Here is a 21598-nt window from a genome sequence, read left to right as displayed (position 1 = left end):
AGATTAGTGAGAATCGCCGGTCTCGTTCCGTGCTGACCCTGGCGCCGAGATAAATTTGGAGTCCCCCCACGTGTGGTGGTCCCACTCCCCCCGGGACCCGCACGGGCGAGTGCCCCGGTCGTCGATCGGGGCATTCGTTTGTCCGGACGCCTTCGGTTGAACGCGCAAGCTGCCAAGAAAAAGCCCCAGAAATCTTCGCGACGCGTGTCTATTTCGGTCGACCTGATCCGACGTACCAGTAAGAGCACAACCAAGGGAGAGGGTCAGGATGTTCGAGAACAGCACCAACCAGATGATCGTCACCATGCTGGCCGAGGGGAACCCCGTCTGGTTCGTCGCCGCGATGGTGAACATGCGCAGCCACGACGTCTACATGATCGGCAGAGCCGCCGGCTATCCCGACAAAGCCCAACTCCGCCGAGCCGTCTGGGCGAACCGCAACCGCACCCGCGCAGCCGCTTGATCCGCTGCTTCCAGCGACCTGTACAGCATCGCCTCTTCCTTGGCCCCGGCCAACTGCGGACTTCGAACTCCGCGGCTAGCCGGGGTCGCGGACGTAATGGCTAGGCCGACGTGTCGATCAGGCCGGCGAAGTAGCGGGCGACCACAGGGGTGACGGACCGGCCGGAGTGGGCCACGCCCTCGACGATATCGAAGGTGACGTCCAGGCCGTGCGCGAGGTAGTTGCGCTCCAGCGTCCGCAACCGCTCGATCCGGGTGGTGCCGGTCTTCTCGGCGCCGTCCATCCAGTTCGACTCACCGCGGTTCATGATCTCCCAGGTCTCGGTGTCCTCGCTGCCGACGACCATCTGGATCGGCACCTTGCGCAGCGCGGGGACATCGATCGCCTGGCCGAACCTCTGCTCGAACCCCTTGGTACCGAGCCACCAGTCCAGGCTGTCGTCCAGTTCGGTGATCCGGCCCGGCGCGCCGATCGACAGCCCGGCCAGCCGCTCGGGGTGCAGGTAGAAGAACCGATGGACGAACTGCCCGCCGCCGGAGAACCCGTGCAGGTAGAACTGCGCGGACTCGACCGGGTACCGCTCGGCCACCTCGTCGATGATCGCGAGCAGCATGTGGTCGAACCGGATGCCCTCGTACTCGATGAACTTGAAGTTGTGCAGGTCGGTCGGATCCACCAGTCCCGCCGGGAAGATCGGGGTCAGGATCACCACCCCGTGGTCCTCGGAGAACTGCTTCCACTCATCGCGGTACTTCGTCGCCGACCGGGCGGTGCCGTGCTGGATCACGACCAGCGGCGCCTTGTCCTCCGGGGCCACGTTCGCCGGCACGTACAGGCAGTAGTGCAGTCGCGGATCGGCCTGTGACGCGAAGATCGGGGTCGAACCACGCTGGTAGAACGTCGAGGTGTGGGTCATCAATGTCCTTCGGTGAGTGCGGGGGACATACCATCTAGAGCAGAACCGCCTACTACAGAACTACGAGCCTTGAACTGTTCGTTACAGCTCGATGGGATCGGATGATACACAGATGATCGATGACGTAACAGGGGTTACCAAGAATGCGGCGATCGTCGAGCTGCGATCCCGGATCCGGGAGCACTGGGATGCGTTCACCCCGGCCGCACGTTCAGTGTGCCGGTCCCTTTCGGAGATCTCGCCCGAGCGGCTGCTCTACCTGTCCGCCCAGGACCTCGGCGTGGAGAGCAAGACGAGCAACGCGACCGTGATCCGGACGCTGCAACTGCTGGGCTACGCCGGACTGGCCGAGCTGAAGGACATGGTCGCGGCACCGTTCACGCAGGCTCATCGCGAGGAGCGGCTGCGCAACCGGATGGAGATGACCGGCGGCGACCCCAAGCACGTCTGGGACCGGGTGATCAGAGAGGCGATCGAGCGGATCGAGTTTCTGGACGAGCACCTGGCGATGGACTCGTACAAGGAAGCGGTCCGGCTGATGCTCGAGGCCCGCGAGATCACCACCTACGGCTTCGGCGCCAACTACGTCGCCGCCGAGCACCTGACGCTGAAGCTCCGCCGCCTCGGCCGGCGCAGCCGTTGCATCCAGACAGCGGGCTTCCGGCTGGCCGACGACCTGCTCGCGATCGAGCGCGGCGACGTCGTCATCGTGATCGCGCCGGGCCGCCTGATCATCGACGCCCAGACGGTGATCGACCGGGCCCGGGCCGTCGGCGCCGGCATCATCCTGCTCAGCGAGCAACTGGTCGCCGAGAAGCTGGCGAACGACGTCACCGTCGCCATCCACGTGCCGAACACGGTCACCGGCATCACCGCCGAGGTCCTCACCACCATCGTCGTGACCGACGCCCTGGCCCAGGCCGTCGCTGCAGCCGACACCGAGCAGACGCTGGAGTCCGCCCACACCCTGGAGACGATCCGCCAGCAGCTCGGCTTCTGAGGCCCTGTAGCGTTGAGTACGGATCCCCGTAACGGTGTAGTATCCGCTACAACCACGCTCTGAGAGGGGACTCCCCGATGGTCTCTGACAGCTCGACCACCCTGGCGTTGATCGGCGGAGGCAACATGGGCTCCGCGATGCTCGCTGGCCTCCTGGGCGGCGAATCCCCGCCGTACACACCTGACCGGATCCTGGTGGTCGAGGCGTCGCCCGAGCGAGCGGCGTACCTGACCAGCACCTTCGGCGTCGCGACCACCACGCTCGACGAGGCACCGCGGCGAGCCGGGACCATCCTCATCGTCGTCAAGCCGTACCACGTGGCCGCCGTACTCGCCGAGCTCTCCACGAACCTCACCGACGACCACCTGATCATCTCGGCGGCGGGTGCGATCGGCATCGCGCAGATCGAGGAGACGCTGGGCGGTAAGAACCCAGTGGTGCGCTGCATGCCGAACACGGCCGCCTCCGTCGGCGAGGGCATGATCGCCATCAGCGCCGGCACTCATGCTCAGCCGGCCGACCTGGACAAGGTTCAGAGCCTGATGGAATGCGTGGGCCGCGTCGTCCGGGTCCCCGAGAGCCAACTGGACGCGGTCACGGCGCTCTCGGGCAGCGGCCCGGCGTACTTCTTCTACCTGGCTGAAGCGCTGATCGACGCCGGCGTCCTGCTCGGGCTGTCGCGGCCGCTCGCCGTCGAACTTGTGAACCAGACGGCTGTCGGCGCCGGCCTCATGCTGCGGGAAGCGGGCGACGACGCGGTCCGGCTGCGGGCTGAGGTCAGCAGCCCCGGCGGTATGACGATCGCGGCCATCCGCGCCTTGGAGAGCGGTGCTGTCCGGGCGGCCGTGATGTCAGCCGCGGAGGCAGCTCGCGACAGGTCCGTCGAACAGAGGAGCGCGTGATGCCGGAGCCCGTGACCGTCACCGACTACCACACCGCCGGCGAGCCCTTCCGGATCGTCACCGAGGGCTTCGGCGAGATCTCCGGCTCGACCGTTCCCGAGCGCCGTGAGTTCGCCCGATCCTCCGCGAAGGTCGATTCGATCCGGCAACTACTCGTGAACGAGCCCCGCGGACATGCCGACATGTACGGCGGGTTCGTTGTCCCCGGCAACGACGACGGCGCTGACTTCGGCGTGCTCTTCTGGCACAAGGACGGCTACTCGACCGCCTGCGGACACGGCACGATCGCGCTCGGCACCTGGGCGGTGGAGACCGGACGAGTCGCCGCGTCGGCCGACGGCGACACCGAGATCGTGATCGACGTACCCTCCGGCCGGGTCGTTGCCCGGGTCACCTGTTCCGGCGGCGTGGTGCAACGCGTCGCCTTCCGCAACGTCCCCTCGTACGTCGTGACTCGCGCGGCCAAGGTGATGACGCGATGGGGACTCGTCCTGGCCGACATCAGCTTCGGCGGCGCGTTCTACGCATCGGTCCAGGCTTCGTCGGTCGGCCTCGCGGTGACGCCCGAGAACTACGCCGACCTGATCGCGCTCGGCCGCGAGGTGAAGTGGGCGCTGAACGAAACCCCCTGGGCGCGCCATCCGAGCGACAGCCGCCTGGACGGCATCTACGGCACCCTCCTGTACGACGACCTGGGCTCCTCTGACGAGGGTGGTCCGCACCAGCGCAACGTCGCGATCTTCGCCGACGGAGAGGTCGACCGGTCGCCGTGCGGCTCGGGTACCTCTGCCCGGATCGCGCTGCTCGCCGACGAGGGGCGGCTGGGGCCGGGTCAGGTGCTCCGGCACGACTCCATCGTCGGCACCACCTTCCTCGGTCGCGTGGTCGAGGAGGTCGTCGCGGAGGACCGTGCCGCGGTGATCACCGAGGTCGAAGGCAGCGCGTACCGCACCGGCACGGCCACCTTCACCCTCGATCCCCGCGACCCACTTGGCACTGGTTTCACCTTGCGCTGAGTGGTTCCGCCGTACCGGCTGGCCTACTGCGGCCGGTTCCGGCGTATCGCAGTACAGGGCTGTCTCGAAATGACACATCCGGAGTCCGGTGGACCTCGATAGCATCGCCCTGTCGTGTCCTCGTTCCAGGGAGTCCAGTCATGATCTTCATCACCGCCAAGTTCCGGGTCCTGCCCGAGCACGCCGACAAGTGGCCGGAGATCTCAGCTGAGTTCACCGCCGCGACCCGGAGCGAGCCGGGCTGCCTGTGGTTCGACTGGTCCCGCAGCCTCGACGACCCGACCGAGTACGTCCTGGTCGAAGCCTTCCGCGACGACGAGGCCGCCGGCGCCCACGTCAACTCCCCCCACTTCAAGGCCGCTCAGCAGTCCCTCCCACCCCACCTCACCGAGACTCCCCGAATCGTCAACTTCAAACTCCCCCAGGACGACTGGTCCGAACTAGGCGAGTTGGCCGTCAACCGCTGACCTCAGTCCGGTACTACGACGGTGTTCTGGGCGGCGGCTATCTGCCAGTGGGTGCCGTCCTTGGCGAGGAAGTAGACCGGGCTGCCGTGGTCGTCGGGGGTTTCGCCGTCGCCGTGGATGTAGGTCTGGTTGACGTTGACCACCGCGACGTCGGGGCGAACGAAGAGCAGGTGATCCGGCGTGTAGGTCGCGTAGGAGTCCTTGGTCGCACCCGGGAGAACGCGTCGGGTGAACTCGTGGATGGTGTCGCGGCCGTAGAGCCGCTTGCCATGTCCCGTCACCCAGAGCGCGTCCTCCCTGAAGAGCGCGATGAACCCATCGACGTCCTCCGTCTGCTGCGCCACCTCGACCGCCGCCACCAACGCCAGAATCGCCTCAACATCACCCTGACTGGGAACCTGCCCCGAGATCTCGATATCCATACCCGAGATCCTCATGCTTGAAGCCAACTTGAGGTCAAGCCTCGTCGAACTCAGCGTCTGAAGTACTTGACGATCTGGCCGATGTCCTCGTTGGTGGCGTCCGGGTAGGCGGTGAGGCGGTCGTGGATCGTGGTCGCGATTGGCAACTTGGCTGCCGCTGTCGCAAGCGCAACATCCTTGGCAGCAAGGCGAACCGGGAAGTAGGCGCCCTCGGCAAATGCTCTGCCGGCGATGCCCGCCAGCGGTGACGTCGCCATCGCGCGCTTGACCTGCTCCTCCGGCAGGCCGAACGAATCCGCGAGCGCCATCGCCTCACCGATCAGCGCCACTCCGTTGACGATCCCGTTGATCAGTACAAGCTTCATCGCTGCCCCGGTCCCGGCCGCCCCGGTCCGATTCACCGTGCCGAAGATCTCCAGCAACGGCATCACCTCGTCGGCGTCACCACCGACCATCAGCGACAGTTCGCCGCTCGTCGCCCGGTCGACGCTACCCATCACCGGGGCATCCACGACGTTGATGCCGTCCGGAATCAGCGCGGTCACCTCGGCCAGCGCCGCCGGCCCGATCGTCGAGGCCTCGACCAGCGTCGCGCCCGGCTTGAGCTCAGCGGCCAGCGCGCCCACCACCTCACGAACAGCCGCCGGATCAGCCAGCATCGTCACCACGACATCCGCATCCCGGACCGCCTCCCCCGGCGACGCGGCAACCTTCTCGAATCCTTCCGACCGTCCCGCCGAGCGGTTCCACACCGTCAACGGATAGCCGGCCTCAGCCACTCGCCGAGCCATCGGGCCACCCATCGATCCCAACCCCAAAAACGCAATCTTGGTGTTCTTGTCCATGACTCCACGCTAGGCACGCCCGAGCAGTGTGAGTAGCGAATGTCTAGCATGGGATCCATGCCCGCTCCGCATGACTTCTCGACCCCACTCCTGCGGGTCTTCGTCGAGGTCGCCCGGCTCGGTTCGTTCACCGCGGCCGCGCCCGTGCTTGGCTACACGCAATCCGCCGTCTCCCGCCAGATCTCAACCCTGGAAGACGAAGCCGGTACTGCGCTGTTCGACCGCCTGCCGCGGGGAGTCCGCCTGACCGAGCCCGGCCGGCGCCTCCTCATTCACGCGGAAGCCGTGCTCGACCGACTCGACGCTGCCCGGCGAGAACTCACGGAGCTCCGCGAACTGGCTACCGGCCGCCTTCGAGTAGCCGCCTTCGCCACAGCCGACGCCGCCCTGGTCCCCCAGGCCATCGCGACCTTCCAGCACCGCCACCCCGACGTCACCGTCACCCTGCGCGAAGGATTCACTCCCGGCTTGCTCGAACTGCTCGGCGCGGGCGACGCGGACGTGGCGGTGGTGAGCTACCCGACGGTCCACCACCTCGACGGCTTCGACCTGCGCAAGATCTGCGACGACTTCATGTACGTCGCCCTGCCGCCCGGCCACCGCCTCGCGGGCAAGCGCCAGCTCCGCCTGACGGACCTCCAGGACGAGGAGTGGATCGCCGGCAGCTCGCGCCCCGAGGACACCCTGATCAGCGCCTGCCTGCGGACCGGGTTCCAGCCGCGGATCGGATTCGTCGCCCGCGACTGGATCGCCAAGCAGGGCTTGGTTGCCGCTGGCATCGGAATCACCTTGATCCCCTCGCTCGCCGTCGACGCCGTACGCCGAGACGTCAAGCTCGCGTTGATCCACCCGGACGACATCCCACCCCGGCAGGTGTACTCAGCAACCACCAGCGGGATCTCCACCTCCCCCGCCACCCGCGCCTTCCTCGAAGTACTGCACGATCAGGCTTGAAATAGTCAGCGCCTCGTACCATATTGATAACCGGGGGTGACTGCATGAACCTCGGCGCCTACCTCGCCGACTCCCACCCCGACGCCGCCACGCCCTCATCCTCTTCACCGCCTGACGGCCGATGGGATTCAGCTGCAGGCGGAGGAATCTTCAATTAGGGGGTGGCGGACGTACTGTCGGGGTGTGCCCAACTTTGGAGTCGTTACGCGTGATCATGTCATCAGCACTCTCGAGGAGTACGACGACCGTGGGGCGGACGACTTCCTGAGCGGGTACGGATTCGGCGAGGGGCGGGAGCAGGCGCTCCTGCACGAGGGGCGGAGCTACGACTCGAAGGCGATCCTCGGGGTGGCTCACAAGTACGCCACCGGCACCGTGGCCTCGGATTCGGCGTTCACGGACGGGACCGAGGACGCAGAGAAGATCCTGAGTGCGCTGGGCTTCGCTCTGGCCTCCGTGGAGCCCGTGGAGGCTGTCGACCGTCCGCTGAGCGGTGAGTGGCGCGAGTCCACGGATGTCGGGGTGAGCGAGACACAGGCTGCGTGGGCGGCCGCGGCGCGCGAAGTACTGCTGGATGCCGCCAGCCGCTATCAGGCCGTCGTCACCTACAAGGACCTCTCCCAAGAGGTGCAGTACCGCGCGGGTATTCGCACCAAGCAGCCGATGCGTCACTGGATCGGCGGTGTGCTCGACTTGGTCACAGCAGACTCCGCCAAGCGCGAAGAGCCGCTCCTCTCCTCCCTCTGCGTCAACATCGAAGGCAGTGTCGGTGAGGGGTACGCCGCAGCCGTGGCCGCCGCGACTGGTGAGACACCGGCCGATCCCGATGCTCACGCCGCCGGTGAACGCCTGGCTTGCTACCGCCACTTCGAGGCCACCGACATCCCGCGGGGCGGCGGCGCCCCCACCCTGATGCCGAAGCTGGCTGCGGCGCGCGAGAGAGCCCGCAAGGCTGCCATCGCCGAACGCCCCATCACCAAGTGCCCCAAGTGCAACCTCCAGGTACCGACCAGCGGCGCCTGCGACTACTGCGACTGACTGCGAATCACCAACCCCGCTTGACGAAGGCCCGGACCATCGCGGTCCGGGCCTTCGTTGTGCGAGCGGCTTGCACGGCGTCCGTGCTTCGGTGGTTACCGGCGGCCTCGCCACTTGGTGGAGGCGCCGATTCCGGCGAGGTGGAGGGCGATGCAGAGCAGGCCCGCCATCAGCAGGGTCTGGGGTGTGAACGCGTCGCTGACCGTGGCATCGGCCCAATCCAGAATGAGCGCCAACCCAAAGATCACTGCGGCGATGATCGCGAACATCAACATCTCCTATCGGAGTACGGGAGCGCTCATCTAACTCCCGCCACCCCCACCGCACAAGATCTCACCACCCCCGACCTTCACCCAACTTGAAGCACCCCACAAGTGCAGCAGGATGGCCAGATGACGCAACCACCAGGAGACCTGAAGCCCGTACTGCACGACGCCCTGCGCGCGGCCAGGGAGCACACTCTCAGCCGACTCGAAGGCCTCGACCCCACACTGCATCGACTTCGTCTTACTCGCAGGCCCGATCGACGTGGTGAACGCGGAGGTGACCTTCACCGGCAAGGTCGCGATGCCTGGCGGATGGGGCTACGTCTCGGACCATCTCGGGCTCCGCGTCGAGCTGGTGGTCGGCGAGTGGACGCAAAGCGGCCGGGGACGGTTGGGTCCCCGGCCGCGCTGCGTCTGCTGGTTAGCGGATCAGTTTCCAAGGTCCGTCCGGAGCGCCCGGTGCCTGGTTGCGGGTGTACCACTTGGCCTCGTACACGTGGCCCTGGTACGTCACCCGGTCGCCGGACTTGTAGACCGTCGAGGGTGTCCAGGCTGCCGGGCTGTTGTCCGGAGGCGTCGGCGCCTGCTCCTCCCAGGGACCGTTCGGGTCACCGGGAGCCTGGTCGCGGGTATACCACTGAGCGCGGAACGTCTTGTCCTTGTAGAGAACGATGTCCCCACTGTTGAAGATCCGCGACGCCGTCCAGAGGGTGGCGCCGTCCTCCGTCATGGCCAGCTCCTGCCAAGCGCCAGTCGGATCGCCCGGCTTCTGGTTCTTGCTCGCCCACGCGGCCAGGTACGGCTTGCCGTTGTAGCTGACCTTCGCGCCGGCCTTGTACAGCGGCACCGAAGTCCACGCCGACGGCAGATTCACCGTCACCGTGACAGTGCCCTGGGCTGCCTCGAGAAGGTCGCTGCCGGAGTACGACGCGGTCAGCGCGCGGCTGCCGGCCGCAAGTCCTACCGGAAGCGGGAGCGTCGCGCTACCGCCAGACAGAGCAGCAGAGCCACGGACCGTCGTGCCTTCGCGCAACTCGACTGTGCCCGACACCGGTACTGCGCCCGCCGCGACCTTCACAGTCACCTTCGCCGCCGTGCCCCAGTCCACCGGCGCCGAGGTCACGGTCACCGTCGGCTGACCCTTGGCAGTGCGGAACACAGCCGGCTGCGCGGCCGCAGTACCGTCGTCCGCGCTCTTCGCCGAGACGATCCACGCGTACGACGTGGCCGGTGCGAGGCCGGACCACGTCACCGTGGCCGTGCCGTTCGCCGTCACGCTGTCCGTCCCGATCACACCAGTCGGCACGTACGCCGCGAGCGAGTCGGTCGAGAACGACGTCTTCCGCGTGGTGAGGTCGACCGGCAGGGTCAGGTTGTCCTCCGCACCGTTGTACCGCGGCTTGGTCTGACTGCCGTCCTGTCGTACGTCGTACTCGGTCGCCCCGAAGTTGCCCAGGAACGGGGAGTACGTGTCGATGTGCATCTCCGCACGGTCGACGTCGAACTGCAGCAGCCGCAGGAAGCTCGCGCCGAACTGCAGCCGATCGGTGGACTTGTGGTCCGGCGTACCGTCGCCGTTGACGTCGATGTTGCCTTGAGCATCGACCAGCTTGGGCCAGAGCTCGCCGGCAGGCACCGTATAGAACTGGTAGTCCGCGAGCAGCTCGACGACGTCGTGGGCGACCGTGACGCCGATCTTCGTCTTCAGGTTGGTGCCGACGCCGTGCTCATGCCCGGCCAGGACCAGGAAGACATTCGGGTTGTTCTCGACGACCTGCTTGTACAGCGGCGAGCCGTCCGGTGCGGAGAACGCCGCGTCCCGGCCGTCGGGGTTGGCCGACGGCTTGAGGTAGTCGTGGGACAGCAGAATCCCGTTGCGGTCCTTGTACCGCTTGAAGATCGAGTCGGCCCACTTGGCCTCCTCCGGCGTCACGCCGTACGACAGGCCGACCGCGACGAAGTCCAGGCCGCCGGCGGAGTACAGGACGTAGTTGTTCTGGTTGTCCTTGCCCGGTGTCACGCTGCCGTCGGGATTGGTCCGCTCGTCCCACGCGTGATACTCGGTTCCGGCCGGCCACGACGTCGCCAGCTGGTGGTACCGGTCGGCGCTGAACATCTTGCTGAACCGCGAGTCCGGGCCGGTCTCGGCGCCGAGCTGGTTGTCGTGGTTGCCGGCGATGACCTGGTTCACCACGCCGTTCTTGTCCAGGATCTCCTGGTAGCTCGAGGCCAGCGCGAGCTCCTTGTCGACCTCGGCGTTCAGGCCGGGCCGCTGCAGCGAGCCGTCCGGGTTCTTGGCCAGCGGGTCGTAGTAGTCGTTCTCGATGATGTCGCCGGTGTGGGCGGCGTACGCGATCTTGCGGCCCGCGGCGTTGTCGGCGATCCACTGAGTCTCGTTGCGGTACGCCGCGGCCCAGATCGCCTGTTCCTCGGCGGTCTCGACGTCCGACGGCTCGTCCTTGCCGTCCCAGTCGTTGTACGTGCCGCCGGCCGCGCCCTCGGTGAGGTACTGCGTGTCGGTGAAGTGCGCGATCGAGAAGTCGTACGAGTTCGGGTCCTCGAAGCGGTCCTTGTCGTTCTGCGCGGACGAGTCGCGCGGCGACAGGTCGTCGGCGAACGGGTCCTCACCGGTGACCAGGACGTGCACGGTGTTGCCGTCGCGGTACTGCGGGTCCAACTGCGCGGTGAGCACGGTGCTGTGCCCGGCCTCGCCGCGGGAACTGGTGAGCGCGACCCACTTCTGCCCGGCCTTGTCCCAGACGCGCAGGGCCACAACCCGGGCCGGGTCGATGCTGCCCTCCCAGCGCAAGGTCGGAGTCTGCTCGGTGGTGCCCAGGCTCAGGTCGTACCGCTGGAAGACCACATCCCGCCCGGACGCCGTATCGATGGTCTTGCCGTCGAGCGGACGCAGCGAGTCGACCACGACGGACGCGTCGTGTGCGACGTCAAGCGTGGTCGGTACTGCGCTCGCCTGGCCCTGGTAGCCCGCGGACGGGATGACGACGTCCGCCTTGGTGAACGTGGCCGTGAGCGGTACGCCGTCCTCGCCGGGAATCCTCGCGGCCAGTGCGGCCGACGGGGCGTTGATCCCGGTCACCGTCGCCTTGAGGTCGGTCGGGACGTCCGGAATGCTCGCGCTGGTGAAGTGGATCTGCCGGGTGGCGGTGTTGCCGAGAGTGTCGGTCGCGGTGACCGCGATCGTGTGCGCTCCGGCGGGCAGGCCGTGGCCGATCTGGTCGCCCTGCTTGACCGCCTTGCCGTCCAAGGTGATCGCAGGAGTCCCCGCGACGGCCGAGGCGTCCCTGACCTTGACGGTGAGCGCGACGGTCGAGGTCAGCCGCTGACCTTCGGCCGGAACGCTGCTGTCGACCTCCGGCGCCGTGTTGTCGACGGTGAACTTGCGGGTCGAGGTCTTGTCGCCGACGACGGCCTCGATCGTGTGCGCGCCGTCTGGGATCTCCGTCGTGTCGACGTCCGCCCGCAGGCCGAGCGCCCGAGCAGCGGAGCCGTCCGTGGCGGTGACGTCAAACAGGATCGTCTTGTCCAGAACAGAGTTGTGGGTGCTGCCGCAGGTACCGTCACCTACGAATACAGTCACCGGCGTACCGGCCGGGTAGCTCGCCGAGCCGATGGTGACGGTGTTCCCGGCGATCTCCTTCGTCAACTGCGTCGCCTTGGCGCCCGCTGGCGAGAGCTCGAAGTCCCGCAGCGTGAAGTCGTCGTAGTTGTCGCAGCCGCCCGGCTTGGCGCTGCCGTGATCGCTGCCCGCGACGAACTCGAGGACGTTGACGCCCGGGACGAGCCACTCGTTCGGGAAGGAGAGGTCGGCGACCTCCTTCTCCCAGACACCCAGATCCAGCGGGATGCCGTTGATCAGCACTCGGTTGTCGAAGCCGTTGTCGGCACCGTTACCGCCGATGAAGACCTTCAGATGCGCGTCGCCGCCACTGCCGAGGCTCTCGACCGTGCGCGTAGTCGGAGCACCCTCGATGCCGAAGTGGAACTCCGCCTCGTTGTTGGGGCCGCAGGTGCCGTCGCCCAGTGCGAGCGAGGCTGCCGTTGTCGCCGCCTTCGTCACCGTCGAGCCAGTGGTTGTCACCAGGTACGTCGTACCGGTGGTGACCGTACCGGCCGTGCTCAACGCGAGGGCCGCCGTACTGCGGGTGATCTTGAAGTCGTCGTGGTTCGCGCAGGTCGCACCGCCCGAGGTGCCGTTGTAGTCGCCGGTCTTGACCTGGACGACGTTGTCGCCGGGGTGCAGGTACCGGTTGGGGACCTTGAGGGACACCGCCTCGGCACCGCTGACGCCGTAGTCGCCGCCGAGGTCGACGCGGTTGCCGTTGACGAGCAGGTAGTTGTGGTACTTCGCCTCCGCGGAGTTGCCGGCCTCGATGGCGAAGCCGAGGGTCGCCGTTCCCACCGCGAGCGTCTCGTCGTTCTGGGCGGGGGCGCCATCGATCGCGAGCGACTCGACGGTGTCCTGGCTGCCGTTCGGCAAGGCGGCGATCACCGGCTGCCGGCCGCGGATGAGAGCACCGTCGGCCGGGGTCACCTTGGCGGCGCCGGCCGGCGCGTTGTTGACCTGCACCGACACACTCTGCGTCAGGCCCGCCTCGGTGGTCGCGGCGATGGTGTGCGTCCCGTTAGCCAGCGAGGTGGTGTCCAGCTCCTTGCTCAGACCCGCCGTACTGCCGGGCTCGCCGGAGATCACGAAGGTCAGGTCCTGCGTCAGCAGGTGCTTCCCACTACCGCAGGTGCCGTCCCCGAAGCTGTAGCTGAATGCGTTCTGCTCGCCGTCGATGACCACCCCGAGCAGGCTCAGGCTGATGCTGCTCAACGGGAAGTCGTCGTAGTTGGGGCAGCGCGCGCCCTCGCCGTTCGGCAGCAGCTCGTAGCCCACGGCGCTCGTGTTGGTCGTGTCGACCCAGTTCGCTCCGGCGTGAACCGTGACCGTGTTGACGCCGCTGTGCAGCCAGTCGCCGGGGAGGTCGAGAGTGCCGTTGCTCCCACCGGCGACATCGGGGAAGTAGATGCGATCGGCGTCGGCAGCGCGGCCGTTGACGGTGAGGTAGTTGTGGTACCGCGCCTCGGTGCCGTTGCCGCCCATGTCGAACGCGAAGTGCGCAGTACCGGCGGTCCGCTCGGCGTCGACAGCCTTGCCGTCGACGCTCAGCGAGGCGACGGAGTCGTTCTCTGTGGCCGGCTCGGCCGTGACGCGGACCTTGCCTTCCAGCGTCTGCCCGGCTCGGAGGTTGAGCGTCGGCGCGTCATCGGCGAGCGGTGCGTCCTCGGCACCAGCAGTGGTCGGGACGATCGCGGCGCCTGATCCGGCGACGAGCGCGACCGCCAGTGCAGCCCAGAGGACGCGCATCGGGCTTCTGCCCCTGCGCGGTCGGTGTTTCATGGCGAGGTGTCTCCTTCAGGGAACGGGCGGGTTCAGAGAACAGCGGTGAGGTGTAACGCTGCTAGTGCGGTCATTCCGACGCCGGCCACCGTGAGGCCGGACGCGGCAAGAACTGGGGCCACCCGAGTGGCGAGACGCAGTACGGCGCGCGACTGGGCGCCGCGGACGATCACCGAGCTGCCCGCGAGCGCGAGCAGGCCGACGCCGAACAGGACGACTGCCATCCCGATGCCGAACGCCATCACCAGGAGTAGGGCGAAGCCGGCGCGTCCGATGAACAGCCCGGCCACCAGGACGAGGAAGGCGGCTGGGGACGGAGTGAGGCCGCCGGAGATGCCGAGCATGAGCAGCCCTGGACGCTCGGCTTCGTGCTCGTGGTCATGGCCGTGCCCGTGACCATGGCCGTGTCCATGCCCGTGTCCGTGACCATGTCCGTGACCATGGGCGGCGGCGCGGAGGTGCCGACGAGCCAGCCAGAGGCCGGTGGTGGCGACCAGCAGACCGGCTACAAGTTGCAAGCCGGTGGTGAGTTGCTGCATCTGGATGACATCGGCGAGTGAGAGGAAGGTCCACGCCAGGGCGACCACCAGCACCGAGACCGTGTGCATGACAGCCACCGAGCCACCCAGCCAGGCGGCGTCGCGGATCCGGCCGCGAGACCCGACCAAGTACGCCGCGGCGACGCTCTTGCCATGCCCCGGCATGACGGCGTGCCCGGCTCCGGCGACGAACGCGAGTGCGAAGGCGGTCGGCGGCACACCGGGTGAGTTGACGAAGTTCTGCAACTGGTCCGAGAGCGACTGCGCGACGACAACCCCTGTCATACGGCAGCCCTGCTTCCCTGTGCCTCCGGTACCGCGCTCTGCCCGGCCCGCCGCCGTCGGCTCACCCTGCGGAACCCCAGCAGCGCAGCTGCGACGAGGACCACGCCGCCGACAACCGCAGCGATCTGGACAACGGCGCTGCGGCCGGCATGCGTAGTACTAGCGGTCGCTTGGGTGCTGTCGAGGACCCAGTCATGGGAGACCTGATCCGCCGCGTACACCGCGCGTTCGCCGTTCGGGCCCGTCGCCAGCGTCCGGTACGCAGGGTTGAGATCGGTCAGCATCCGGACCGTGACCGAGGCAGCACCGACCGTCTCGGGACAGGTGTACTCGATCGCCACACCGGTCTTGGCCAGGTCACTCGGCGGCTGGACGGACCCAGCGCATGCCTGTCCCCCGCTGTCGACCGTGATCTGCTTCAGCAGGTACTCGTTGAACTTGCCGGAGGCGCTGATCGCCGCCGCATCCGAATCCTGGAAGAAGACTGCACCATCGAGCATCACGCGGTCCTGCGGCACTAGGCCGAGCGCGACCCCGAGTAACGTCAGGTCGTCGAGTCCCCCGACCTTCCACCGGACCTGCACGACCTGGGGATGTTCCCGATCGAGCGCGATAGCCACCGTCTGCGGATCCCCGAACGGATGCGCCTGCGCCGGAGCCGCCTGAACGAACCCGCCTGCCATCAACGCGACGACGCCCACCAACCCGCAGTACAGGCGTCCGGGTGTGCCCAAGGTCAACGCTCCGAGTCTCAGATGCTGTAGCGCGCAAGGAACGCGACCAGCCCGGACTGTGCCGCCTCTCCGAGAACTCCCAGGCTCTCCCCAGTGATCCCCAGGAAACGCTCACGTGAACGATTAACTGCACCGTCAACCATCTCCGTGACCTGGCTCCGCCGTCGCCAAGCCGTCGCCGGGCAGCATCCCGCGGCGTAACGTGACGAGAGGAGAGGGCGGGCCCTCCGGGTCCGCTTGGGGAGGTAGTCATGACCACAGCACAACAAGGGGATGTAGCGCTTCTGCAGGACCCGGTCGCACAAGAGCTTCTCGGATCCCGTGAACCGGCGCGACTGGCGTACACGTGGACCGACGGGACCCCGCGGGTGGTGCCGATCTGGTTCACCTGGACCGGCGAGGAGATCGTGTTCGGCAGCCCACCGAGAGCACCGAAGCTGAAGGCGCTGGCCGCCAACGGCGCCTCCGCGGTCTCCATCGACGACGCATCGGTCTGGCCGTACAAGGCGTTGCTGGTGCGCGGCCACGCCACGGTCGAGTTCCTCGACGACGTCTGCCCGGAATACGCCCAAGCCGCCACCCGCTACTTCGGCTCCGAGCAAGGCAACGCCTGGGTCTCACAACTACGCGGTCAACCAATGGCCCGAGTAGCCGTCCAGCCGACCTGGGCAGCAGTCCTGGACTTCGAAACCCGCTACCCCAGCGCCCTGTCCCTCTAACCACTCGAACCTGCGGACTCACGCTCTCAAGTCGAGTGCTGTCCATCAGACGGCTCTCGGTTGAGAACCCTCCGGAAGGTGGCAGGATCCGCCGGCATCATCACCACGAGGTTCTGCCCCGGCGCGCACTGCAAGCTGAGGAACTCGTTGAAGAATTCCATCTCGCCAAAGCCTGGATGGTGCAGGATTTTCCTTTCGTGCAGCCAGGTCGAAACGCGGTGATCTCGCCAGAGACGGCGAAACAGCGCGCTCTCCGAGGTGAGTTCTTCGACCAGCTCAGCGAGACGGGGATGATCCGGAAGGTGACCGGCGTCAGCCCTCAGCATGCCGATCATCTCGCTGGCCGCAGCCTCCCATGCGTGCCCATAGCGTTCACGCGCCGTAGGCGACAGGAGCATCCATCTGAGACCGTTCCGTTCGCGCGCAGGCATAGCATTGAAGTCGGCCCACAGGAAAGCCGCCGCCCGATTGGCAGTGACTATTTCGACGAAAGGTCCACATAGCATGACTGGCGTGTCGCCCATCACGTCAATCACGCGTTGAACCCTGCGGTCGACAGTCCGGGACGCCAGCTCGGAAGCGTGATCCACACGCGCCACTCCGGCGAGCGTATACAAATGCTCTTGTTCGTAGTTGTGAGACGGAGCGCCGTCGTCAGGCTGTCGAGCACTTGCGGTGACGCCGTTCGCTGGCGCCCCTGCTCCAGCCGCGTGTAGTAGTCGGGACTCACCCCGGCGAGGTGCGCGACCTCTTCCCTGCGCAGGCCGCGGACCCTCCGCCCGTCCGTATACGGCAGGCCGACGTCCAGCGGCTCGACCCGAGCCCGGCACGAGCGCAGGAAGTCCCCGAGTTCGCGGTTTCTTGACGCGGTCACGGCTGTGGCCCTGTGGTGCGGATCACACAAAAAGGGTAGCAGTCCGCTTCCTAGGTATCGGATGCCCCCTTAACGCATTGTCCGCCCCGAATCTCCGATGTTTCATCGTCTTCAGGGGGAGAACAGCGATTGGCTATCTGATGGATTTGGTGAACACGACATGGAACAACGCGCCATTGGAAGTCTCGGCCTGACGTCCTCCGACGATGAACCCTGAAGGCCGACGAGCCCTTGCTCGAGTTGTATCGCTGGATGCGGCACGGGAGATCGAAGGTCGCCCGCAGAAACGGCCATCGAGGAATGACAGGGAGCTCACCTCCTACCTCATCAGGTCAGCCGAGCCTGTAAACGCGGAAGTTCAAAGCACAAGGAGTCAGCAACACCGTGAGTATCGACAACGCGTCAAACTACGACACGCAACGAAAGAACTACGACACCATCATCGTCGGCGGCGGGGCCGCTGGATGCGTGTTGGCTGCACGCCTGAGTGAGGACCCGGAGCGTAGGGTCCTGCTGCTCGAGTCGGGCGACGCGGACACCGACCCTGCCATCCCCGCACCGCACGGCGCGTTCGCGGTGCAGTCCGGGGCGCTCAACTGGTCCGACCTGAGTGTTCCGCAGGAGAAGCTGGGCGAACGCCGGGTCATGGTGTCGAGCGGACATGTTCTCGGCGGCGGTGGCACCATCAACTTCCTCGCCTGGTTCCGGGGAGTCCCACTCGACTACGACGGCTGGGCCAAGCGGGGTATGACCGGCTGGGGCTGGGACGACGTACTCCCCTACTTCCGCCGCGCGGAGGACAACGAACTGGGCGCGTCCACACTCCACGGCACGGGCGGTCCCATGCCCGTGACCACGGCGCCTGACGTCAACCCCCTCTCGCTCGCCTTCATCACGGCGGGAGTCGAGCAAGGGCTCGACCTGAACCGTGACTTCAACGGCGTACGCCGCGACGGCGTCGGTCTCATGTACAGCAACGTTCGCGACGGCGAACGGGTCAGCGCTGCGCGCGGCTATCTCCACCCCGCCCTCGACCGGACCGGCCTCACCGTCCTCACGGGTGCCACCACCCGACGCGTAGTGACCCGGAACCGCGCCGTGACCGGCGTGGAGTACACCGATGCCGAGGGCCGACGGCACCTCGCGCAGTCACCCTCGGTCGTCCTGTCCGCCGGAACGCTGCGCACTCCGCACCTACTCATGCTGTCCGGCATCGGCCCCGCCGACGAACTCACCGCGGCAGGCATCGAGGTTGTCACCGGTCTGCCCGGGGTGGGGCACAACCTCCATGACCACCCCATCGTCTCGGCCGGCTGGCCGGTCACCCGGGGCGAAACGTGGGCCGACGCAGCGAGCCCGGAGAACACCGAGCGGTACGCCGCATCCCGGCGCGGCCCTCTGGCCTCGATCGGCCAGGCCGCCGCCTTCCTACGCTGTGGCCCTGATGCTCCCGCCCCTGACATCCAATTCACCCCGATGCTGATGGACTTCACCACCATGTCGCTCTCCGGGTTCTCCTGCATCGTCACGCTGCTGACACCAGGGAGCAGAGGTCAAGTACGCCTGCGCCCGGACAACCCACAGGCGGCGCCGCTGGTGGACCCCGCCTATCTCACCGACGAGACGGACGCGCCGCGCCTGATTGCGGGGCTCCGGCGGGCGCTGGATCTCGGCTCGACGGCATCGATGCGAGCTCTCATCGGGGCGGAGAACCTGCCGAAGGCGGACTGGGACGACGACCAGCTGCTGAGTTACGTACGGGACAGCCTCACGTCTATGAATCACCCGGTCGGCACCTGCCGTTCAGGCACGGACGACGCCTCCGTCGTGGATCCCGAACTGCGGGTGCAGAGGGTACAGGGCCTCCACGTCGCGGACGCGTCGATCATGCCGGACACCGTACGCGGCAACACGCACGCCACGGCGGTCATGATCGGTGAACGGGCCGCCGACCTGGTCGGCTGAACAGGACAACCCACCGGTCACCACGGTCACAAAACGAAGGCCCGGACCTGTTCGTCCAGGACATCGAGTGCTCGCGAGCGGACGTGGATCTCATCCGCTGAGGTTGATGCCGTTCCGCGTATGTCGGCTGAGGATTGAACTGCTGTAGGTCAGCCGGCCGACGCGAACCGGCTCTGTCCGGCCAAAGCAAGCACAAGGGAGTGAGCGACAGTGACCGATCAGGCAGCATCGCAGTACCGAGCCGCCAGCGAGGAGCAGGCTACCAGCGGCTGGGCGGTGGGATTCATCTTGTTCGCCGGCGTAGTGATGGTCACAGCCGGTATCTTCCAGGCCTTCGACGGCCTGGTGGCGCTGTTCAATGACGAGTTCTTCGTCGCGACCCGCAACTACTTCTTCCAGTTCGACATCACCGCGTGGGGTTGGATCCACCTGCTGATGGGCGTGCTGGTCATGCTGGCGGGCTTCGGAGTGATCGCTGGTCAGACCTGGGCGCGGGTGGTGGGCATCACCATGGCGGTCCTGAGTGCTCTCGCCAACTTCGCTTTCATCCCCTACTACCCGTTCTGGGCACTGACCATCATCGCGCTGGACGTCTTCGTCATCTGGGCCCTGGCCGCTCATGGTCGTGACGTCAGGGTCTGAGGACTGAGGCCGGAGCGAACAGGCCGTAGTCGCGATGCAACGAGAGTCGGCGGGTTCGCGCGACGGGGCGGTGGCCCGCTCGCTGCTCCACGTCAATCTCGTTGCCGCTGTGGCCTTCATGCTTGGCGGCTCATTCTTCGCACTGGGCGCCGCCTTCGCTCAACTCGCGGTCGGCAGCATGGAAACGGTCAACATCACCTACCTGATCGGAGGCTTCTTCTTCAGTCTCGGCGGATATGCGTCGATCCTGCTCGTCGTCAACATGACCAACGTCGAGCGGGGGTCGACCAAGGTCACGCGGACGCGATGGTGGACTCACCAGCCCCATCAGCTCGGCTGGTCGAGTGCAGTCGTGTTGTTCGTCGGGACACTCCTGTTCGCGGTCAGCCTGGTGGCTGCCTTCGCCGCAGGACTGACGCCGCGCCAGTCGAATGGATGGATCTGGCTGCCAGACATCCTCGGATGCGTCTGCTTCCTCGTCTCGGGACACCTCGCAATGCTCGATGTCTGCGGCGGCCACATCGGACTACGCGTCCACAGCCTCGGCTGGTGGGTCGTCGCGGTCAACCAGTTCGGGTCCGTCCTGTTCTTCCTCGCGGGACTCGCGGCGTTCACTCGTCCGGCGACCTCCCGTTCCCTAGACATCGCTCTGGTCAACTGGGGGACCTTCGCGGGTGCTGTCTGTTTCGCAATCGGTGGTGGCCTGCAGATGTTCGACAAGCCCGAGCCGGCAAGGAGGGAGGTTCAATGCAATCCATGACGAAGCTCAATGAGGCAGAAGCTGTAGCGCTCTTCGGCAATCGGTTCCTGACCGAGATGGCACCTTCGACCGCGTTCCCCGAGAGCGGGATGCGCCCCCTCGATGCCCTGCGGTTGGTTGGCGCGGAGCTCACCATGGAAGGGGATCCGCAGCGCAATCTGGCCACCTTCGTTACGACCTGGATGGAGCCCGAGGCCCAGCGGATCATCGCCGAGAACCTCCACCGCAACTTCATCGACCATGCCGAGTACCCGATCTCGGCCGAGATCGAGCAGCGCTGCGTGCGGATGCTGGCCGACCTGTTCCACGCGCCCGGCGAGACCACCGGCTGTCGCACTCAGGGCTCGTCCGAGGCGATCATGCTCGGCGCCCTCTCCTTGAAGTGGAAGTGGAGGGAGCGACGCCAGGCGGCGAAACTCTCGACAGACAGACCCAACCTCGTGTTCGGCGGAGACGTCCACGTGGTGTGGGAGAAGTTCTGTCGCTACTTCGACGTCGAACCACGAATCGTCCCCCTCGCGGAGAACAAGTACACGATCGGGCCCGAGGACGTGGCGCCGCACCTCGACGAGAACACGATCGGCGTCGCGGCCGTCCTCGGCACCACGTTCACCGGACACATGGACGACATCGCCGGTATCAACGAGCTCCTTCTCGACGTCAAGAAGCAACGCAGCCTGGACATCCCGCTCCACGTCGACGGCGCCAGTGGTGGGTTCGTGTGGCCGTTCCTCTATCCCGACTCCAAGTGGGATTTCCGGCTCGAGCAGGTTCGCTCGATCAACGTATCGGGCCACAAGTACGGGCTCGTCTATCCCGGAATCGGCTGGCTGATCTTCCGCGAGAAGGCCGACCTCGCCGAGGATCTCGTCTTCTATGAGAACTACCTCGGCAAGACCGACTCGACGTTCACGCTGAACTTCTCGACGGGCGCGGCGATGGTGCTCGCGCAGTACTACAACTTCGTCCGGCTCGGGCGCGGAGGCTATACCTACGTGATGAGCCAGTTGCAGGAGAATGCCCGGGCGCTCGCGGCCAACCTGCGCGAGAGCGGCCGGTTCGAGGTGATCGGCGACGAACTCGAGCAGCTTCCGCTGGTCGCCTTCCGGCTCTCGGGCAAGAACAACGCGTACGACGAGTCCGACATCGCTTGGCAGCTGTCTGCGGAGCGGGGCTGGATGGTGCCGGCGTACACACTTCCTCCCAACGCCGAGAAGGTGAAGATCATGCGTGCGCTGGTCAAGGAGACCATGAATCGCGAACAGGTCGAACGGCTGACGGAGGATATTGCAAACGCCTGCACAACACTCGACCTCAAGGGCGGGGCGTCGCAGATCGAGCGCGAGAAGGCGAAGACGGGAACCGGATACTGACGACTACCCGGCAG

22 protein-coding genes are annotated in these 21598 nt (G+C 66.6%); 12 read left to right on the top strand and 10 right to left on the bottom strand.

All coding sequences use genetic code 11. The features are described 5' to 3' along the window. The first annotated feature begins 268 nt into the window (after positions 1-268). Entirely contained in the window at positions 269-463 is a 195-nt protein-coding gene (locus ACFPJ1_RS25915) for a hypothetical protein (protein ID WP_380107762.1), read from the top strand. A 100-nt stretch (positions 464-563) separates the two neighbouring features. Here ACFPJ1_RS25915 and ACFPJ1_RS25910 read toward each other — a convergent pair whose 3' ends face one another. Then, positions 564-1379, bottom strand: coding sequence for an alpha/beta hydrolase (locus ACFPJ1_RS25910; protein WP_380107760.1), 816 nt, complete (start codon positions 1377-1379; stop codon positions 564-566). 112 nt (positions 1380-1491) lie between these two features. On the opposite strand from ACFPJ1_RS25910, the gene ACFPJ1_RS25905 reads away from it, so the two are divergent. The 4 genes from ACFPJ1_RS25905 (at position 1492) to ACFPJ1_RS25890 (ending at position 4764) form a co-directional block, all read left to right on the top strand. Beyond that, a complete protein-coding gene (locus ACFPJ1_RS25905; RefSeq protein ID WP_380107759.1) occupies positions 1492-2379 on the top strand; it encodes a MurR/RpiR family transcriptional regulator in 888 nt (295 codons plus the stop codon). A 77-nt stretch (positions 2380-2456) separates the two neighbouring features. After that, entirely contained in the window at positions 2457-3281 is an 825-nt protein-coding gene (gene proC / locus ACFPJ1_RS25900; protein ID WP_380107757.1) for a pyrroline-5-carboxylate reductase, read from the top strand. Then, positions 3281-4297 carry a proline racemase family protein gene (locus tag ACFPJ1_RS25895; protein WP_380107755.1) on the top strand — a complete coding sequence of 339 codons (1017 nt, stop codon included), beginning with the start codon at positions 3281-3283 and terminating at the stop codon, positions 4295-4297. The genes proC and ACFPJ1_RS25895 overlap by 1 nt, the downstream gene beginning before the upstream one ends. Before the next feature lie 140 nt (positions 4298-4437). Beyond that, positions 4438-4764 carry a putative quinol monooxygenase gene (locus ACFPJ1_RS25890; RefSeq protein ID WP_380107753.1) on the top strand — a complete coding sequence of 109 codons (327 nt, stop codon included), beginning with the start codon at positions 4438-4440 and terminating at the stop codon, positions 4762-4764. Between the two features lie 2 nt (positions 4765-4766). Here the strand turns inward: ACFPJ1_RS25890 and ACFPJ1_RS25885 are convergent, their stop codons facing one another. Both ACFPJ1_RS25885 and ACFPJ1_RS25880 read right to left on the bottom strand, forming a co-directional pair. Continuing rightward, positions 4767-5186: an SgcJ/EcaC family oxidoreductase gene (locus tag ACFPJ1_RS25885; protein WP_380107752.1), complete on the bottom strand. Its 420-nt coding sequence runs from the start codon at positions 5184-5186 to the stop codon at positions 4767-4769. A 50-nt stretch (positions 5187-5236) separates the two neighbouring features. After that, positions 5237-6031 carry an NAD(P)-dependent oxidoreductase gene (locus ACFPJ1_RS25880; RefSeq protein WP_380107750.1) on the bottom strand — a complete coding sequence of 265 codons (795 nt, stop codon included), beginning with the start codon at positions 6029-6031 and terminating at the stop codon, positions 5237-5239. Between the two features lie 57 nt (positions 6032-6088). Between ACFPJ1_RS25880 and ACFPJ1_RS25875 the strand changes: the two genes are divergently transcribed. Beyond that, positions 6089-6985, top strand: a complete 897-nt coding sequence (locus ACFPJ1_RS25875; RefSeq protein WP_380107748.1) for a LysR family transcriptional regulator — start codon at positions 6089-6091, stop codon at positions 6983-6985. A gap of 183 nt (positions 6986-7168) precedes the next feature. Next, on the top strand, positions 7169-8023 hold the full coding sequence (locus ACFPJ1_RS25870; protein WP_380107747.1) for a ScoMcrA-related endonuclease: 855 nt from the start codon (positions 7169-7171) through the stop codon (positions 8021-8023). A gap of 95 nt (positions 8024-8118) precedes the next feature. Here the strand turns inward: ACFPJ1_RS25870 and ACFPJ1_RS25865 are convergent, their stop codons facing one another. From ACFPJ1_RS25865 to ACFPJ1_RS25845, 5 genes are all read right to left on the bottom strand, one after another. Beyond that, on the bottom strand, positions 8119-8292 hold the full coding sequence (locus ACFPJ1_RS25865) for a hypothetical protein (RefSeq protein WP_199234582.1): 174 nt from the start codon (positions 8290-8292) through the stop codon (positions 8119-8121). A gap of 33 nt (positions 8293-8325) precedes the next feature. Continuing rightward, positions 8326-8577 (bottom strand): hypothetical protein, encoded by a 252-nt coding sequence (locus ACFPJ1_RS25860; RefSeq protein WP_380107745.1) that lies wholly within the window; start codon positions 8575-8577, stop codon positions 8326-8328. A 133-nt stretch (positions 8578-8710) separates the two neighbouring features. Next, the gene (locus ACFPJ1_RS25855; RefSeq protein WP_380107744.1) at positions 8711-13660 is read right to left on the bottom strand and encodes a carbohydrate-binding protein; all 4950 of its coding nucleotides are present in this window, start codon (positions 13658-13660) and stop codon (positions 8711-8713) included. A 65-nt stretch (positions 13661-13725) separates the two neighbouring features. Then, entirely contained in the window at positions 13726-14517 is a 792-nt protein-coding gene (locus ACFPJ1_RS25850; protein ID WP_380107742.1) for a HoxN/HupN/NixA family nickel/cobalt transporter, read from the bottom strand. Further along, the gene (locus ACFPJ1_RS25845) at positions 14514-15257 is read right to left on the bottom strand and encodes a hypothetical protein (RefSeq protein WP_380107741.1); all 744 of its coding nucleotides are present in this window, start codon (positions 15255-15257) and stop codon (positions 14514-14516) included. Before ACFPJ1_RS25845 ends, ACFPJ1_RS25850 begins: the two co-directional genes overlap by 4 nt. Before the next feature lie 245 nt (positions 15258-15502). On the opposite strand from ACFPJ1_RS25845, the gene ACFPJ1_RS25840 reads away from it, so the two are divergent. Continuing rightward, positions 15503-15970 carry a pyridoxamine 5'-phosphate oxidase family protein gene (locus tag ACFPJ1_RS25840; RefSeq protein WP_380107740.1) on the top strand — a complete coding sequence of 156 codons (468 nt, stop codon included), beginning with the start codon at positions 15503-15505 and terminating at the stop codon, positions 15968-15970. 26 nt (positions 15971-15996) lie between these two features. Here the strand turns inward: ACFPJ1_RS25840 and ACFPJ1_RS25835 are convergent, their stop codons facing one another. Then, positions 15997-16506, bottom strand: coding sequence for an MmyB family transcriptional regulator (locus ACFPJ1_RS25835; protein ID WP_380107738.1), 510 nt, complete (start codon positions 16504-16506; stop codon positions 15997-15999). After that, the gene (locus tag ACFPJ1_RS25830; protein ID WP_380107737.1) at positions 16503-16844 is read right to left on the bottom strand and encodes a helix-turn-helix domain-containing protein; all 342 of its coding nucleotides are present in this window, start codon (positions 16842-16844) and stop codon (positions 16503-16505) included. The genes ACFPJ1_RS25835 and ACFPJ1_RS25830 overlap by 4 nt, the downstream gene beginning before the upstream one ends. A gap of 384 nt (positions 16845-17228) precedes the next feature. On the opposite strand from ACFPJ1_RS25830, the gene ACFPJ1_RS25825 reads away from it, so the two are divergent. From ACFPJ1_RS25825 to ACFPJ1_RS25810, 4 genes are all read left to right on the top strand, one after another. Continuing rightward, positions 17229-18809, top strand: a complete 1581-nt coding sequence (locus tag ACFPJ1_RS25825; protein WP_380107735.1) for a GMC family oxidoreductase — start codon at positions 17229-17231, stop codon at positions 18807-18809. Positions 18810-19019: 210 nt separating this feature from the next. Beyond that, positions 19020-19451, top strand: a complete 432-nt coding sequence (locus ACFPJ1_RS25820; protein ID WP_380107734.1) for a DUF7144 family membrane protein — start codon at positions 19020-19022, stop codon at positions 19449-19451. A gap of 34 nt (positions 19452-19485) precedes the next feature. Beyond that, positions 19486-20211, top strand: a complete 726-nt coding sequence (locus tag ACFPJ1_RS25815) for a hypothetical protein (protein WP_380107732.1) — start codon at positions 19486-19488, stop codon at positions 20209-20211. Next, positions 20208-21584 carry a glutamate decarboxylase gene (locus ACFPJ1_RS25810; protein WP_380107731.1) on the top strand — a complete coding sequence of 459 codons (1377 nt, stop codon included), beginning with the start codon at positions 20208-20210 and terminating at the stop codon, positions 21582-21584. Before ACFPJ1_RS25815 ends, ACFPJ1_RS25810 begins: the two co-directional genes overlap by 4 nt. The last annotated feature ends 14 nt before the right edge of the window (positions 21585-21598 follow it).

This window comes from Kribbella qitaiheensis, assembly GCF_042657745.1.
GTDB classification, from domain to species: domain Bacteria; phylum Actinomycetota; class Actinomycetes; order Propionibacteriales; family Kribbellaceae; genus Kribbella; species Kribbella qitaiheensis.
This window is presented reverse-complemented; position numbering and strand designations above follow the sequence as displayed.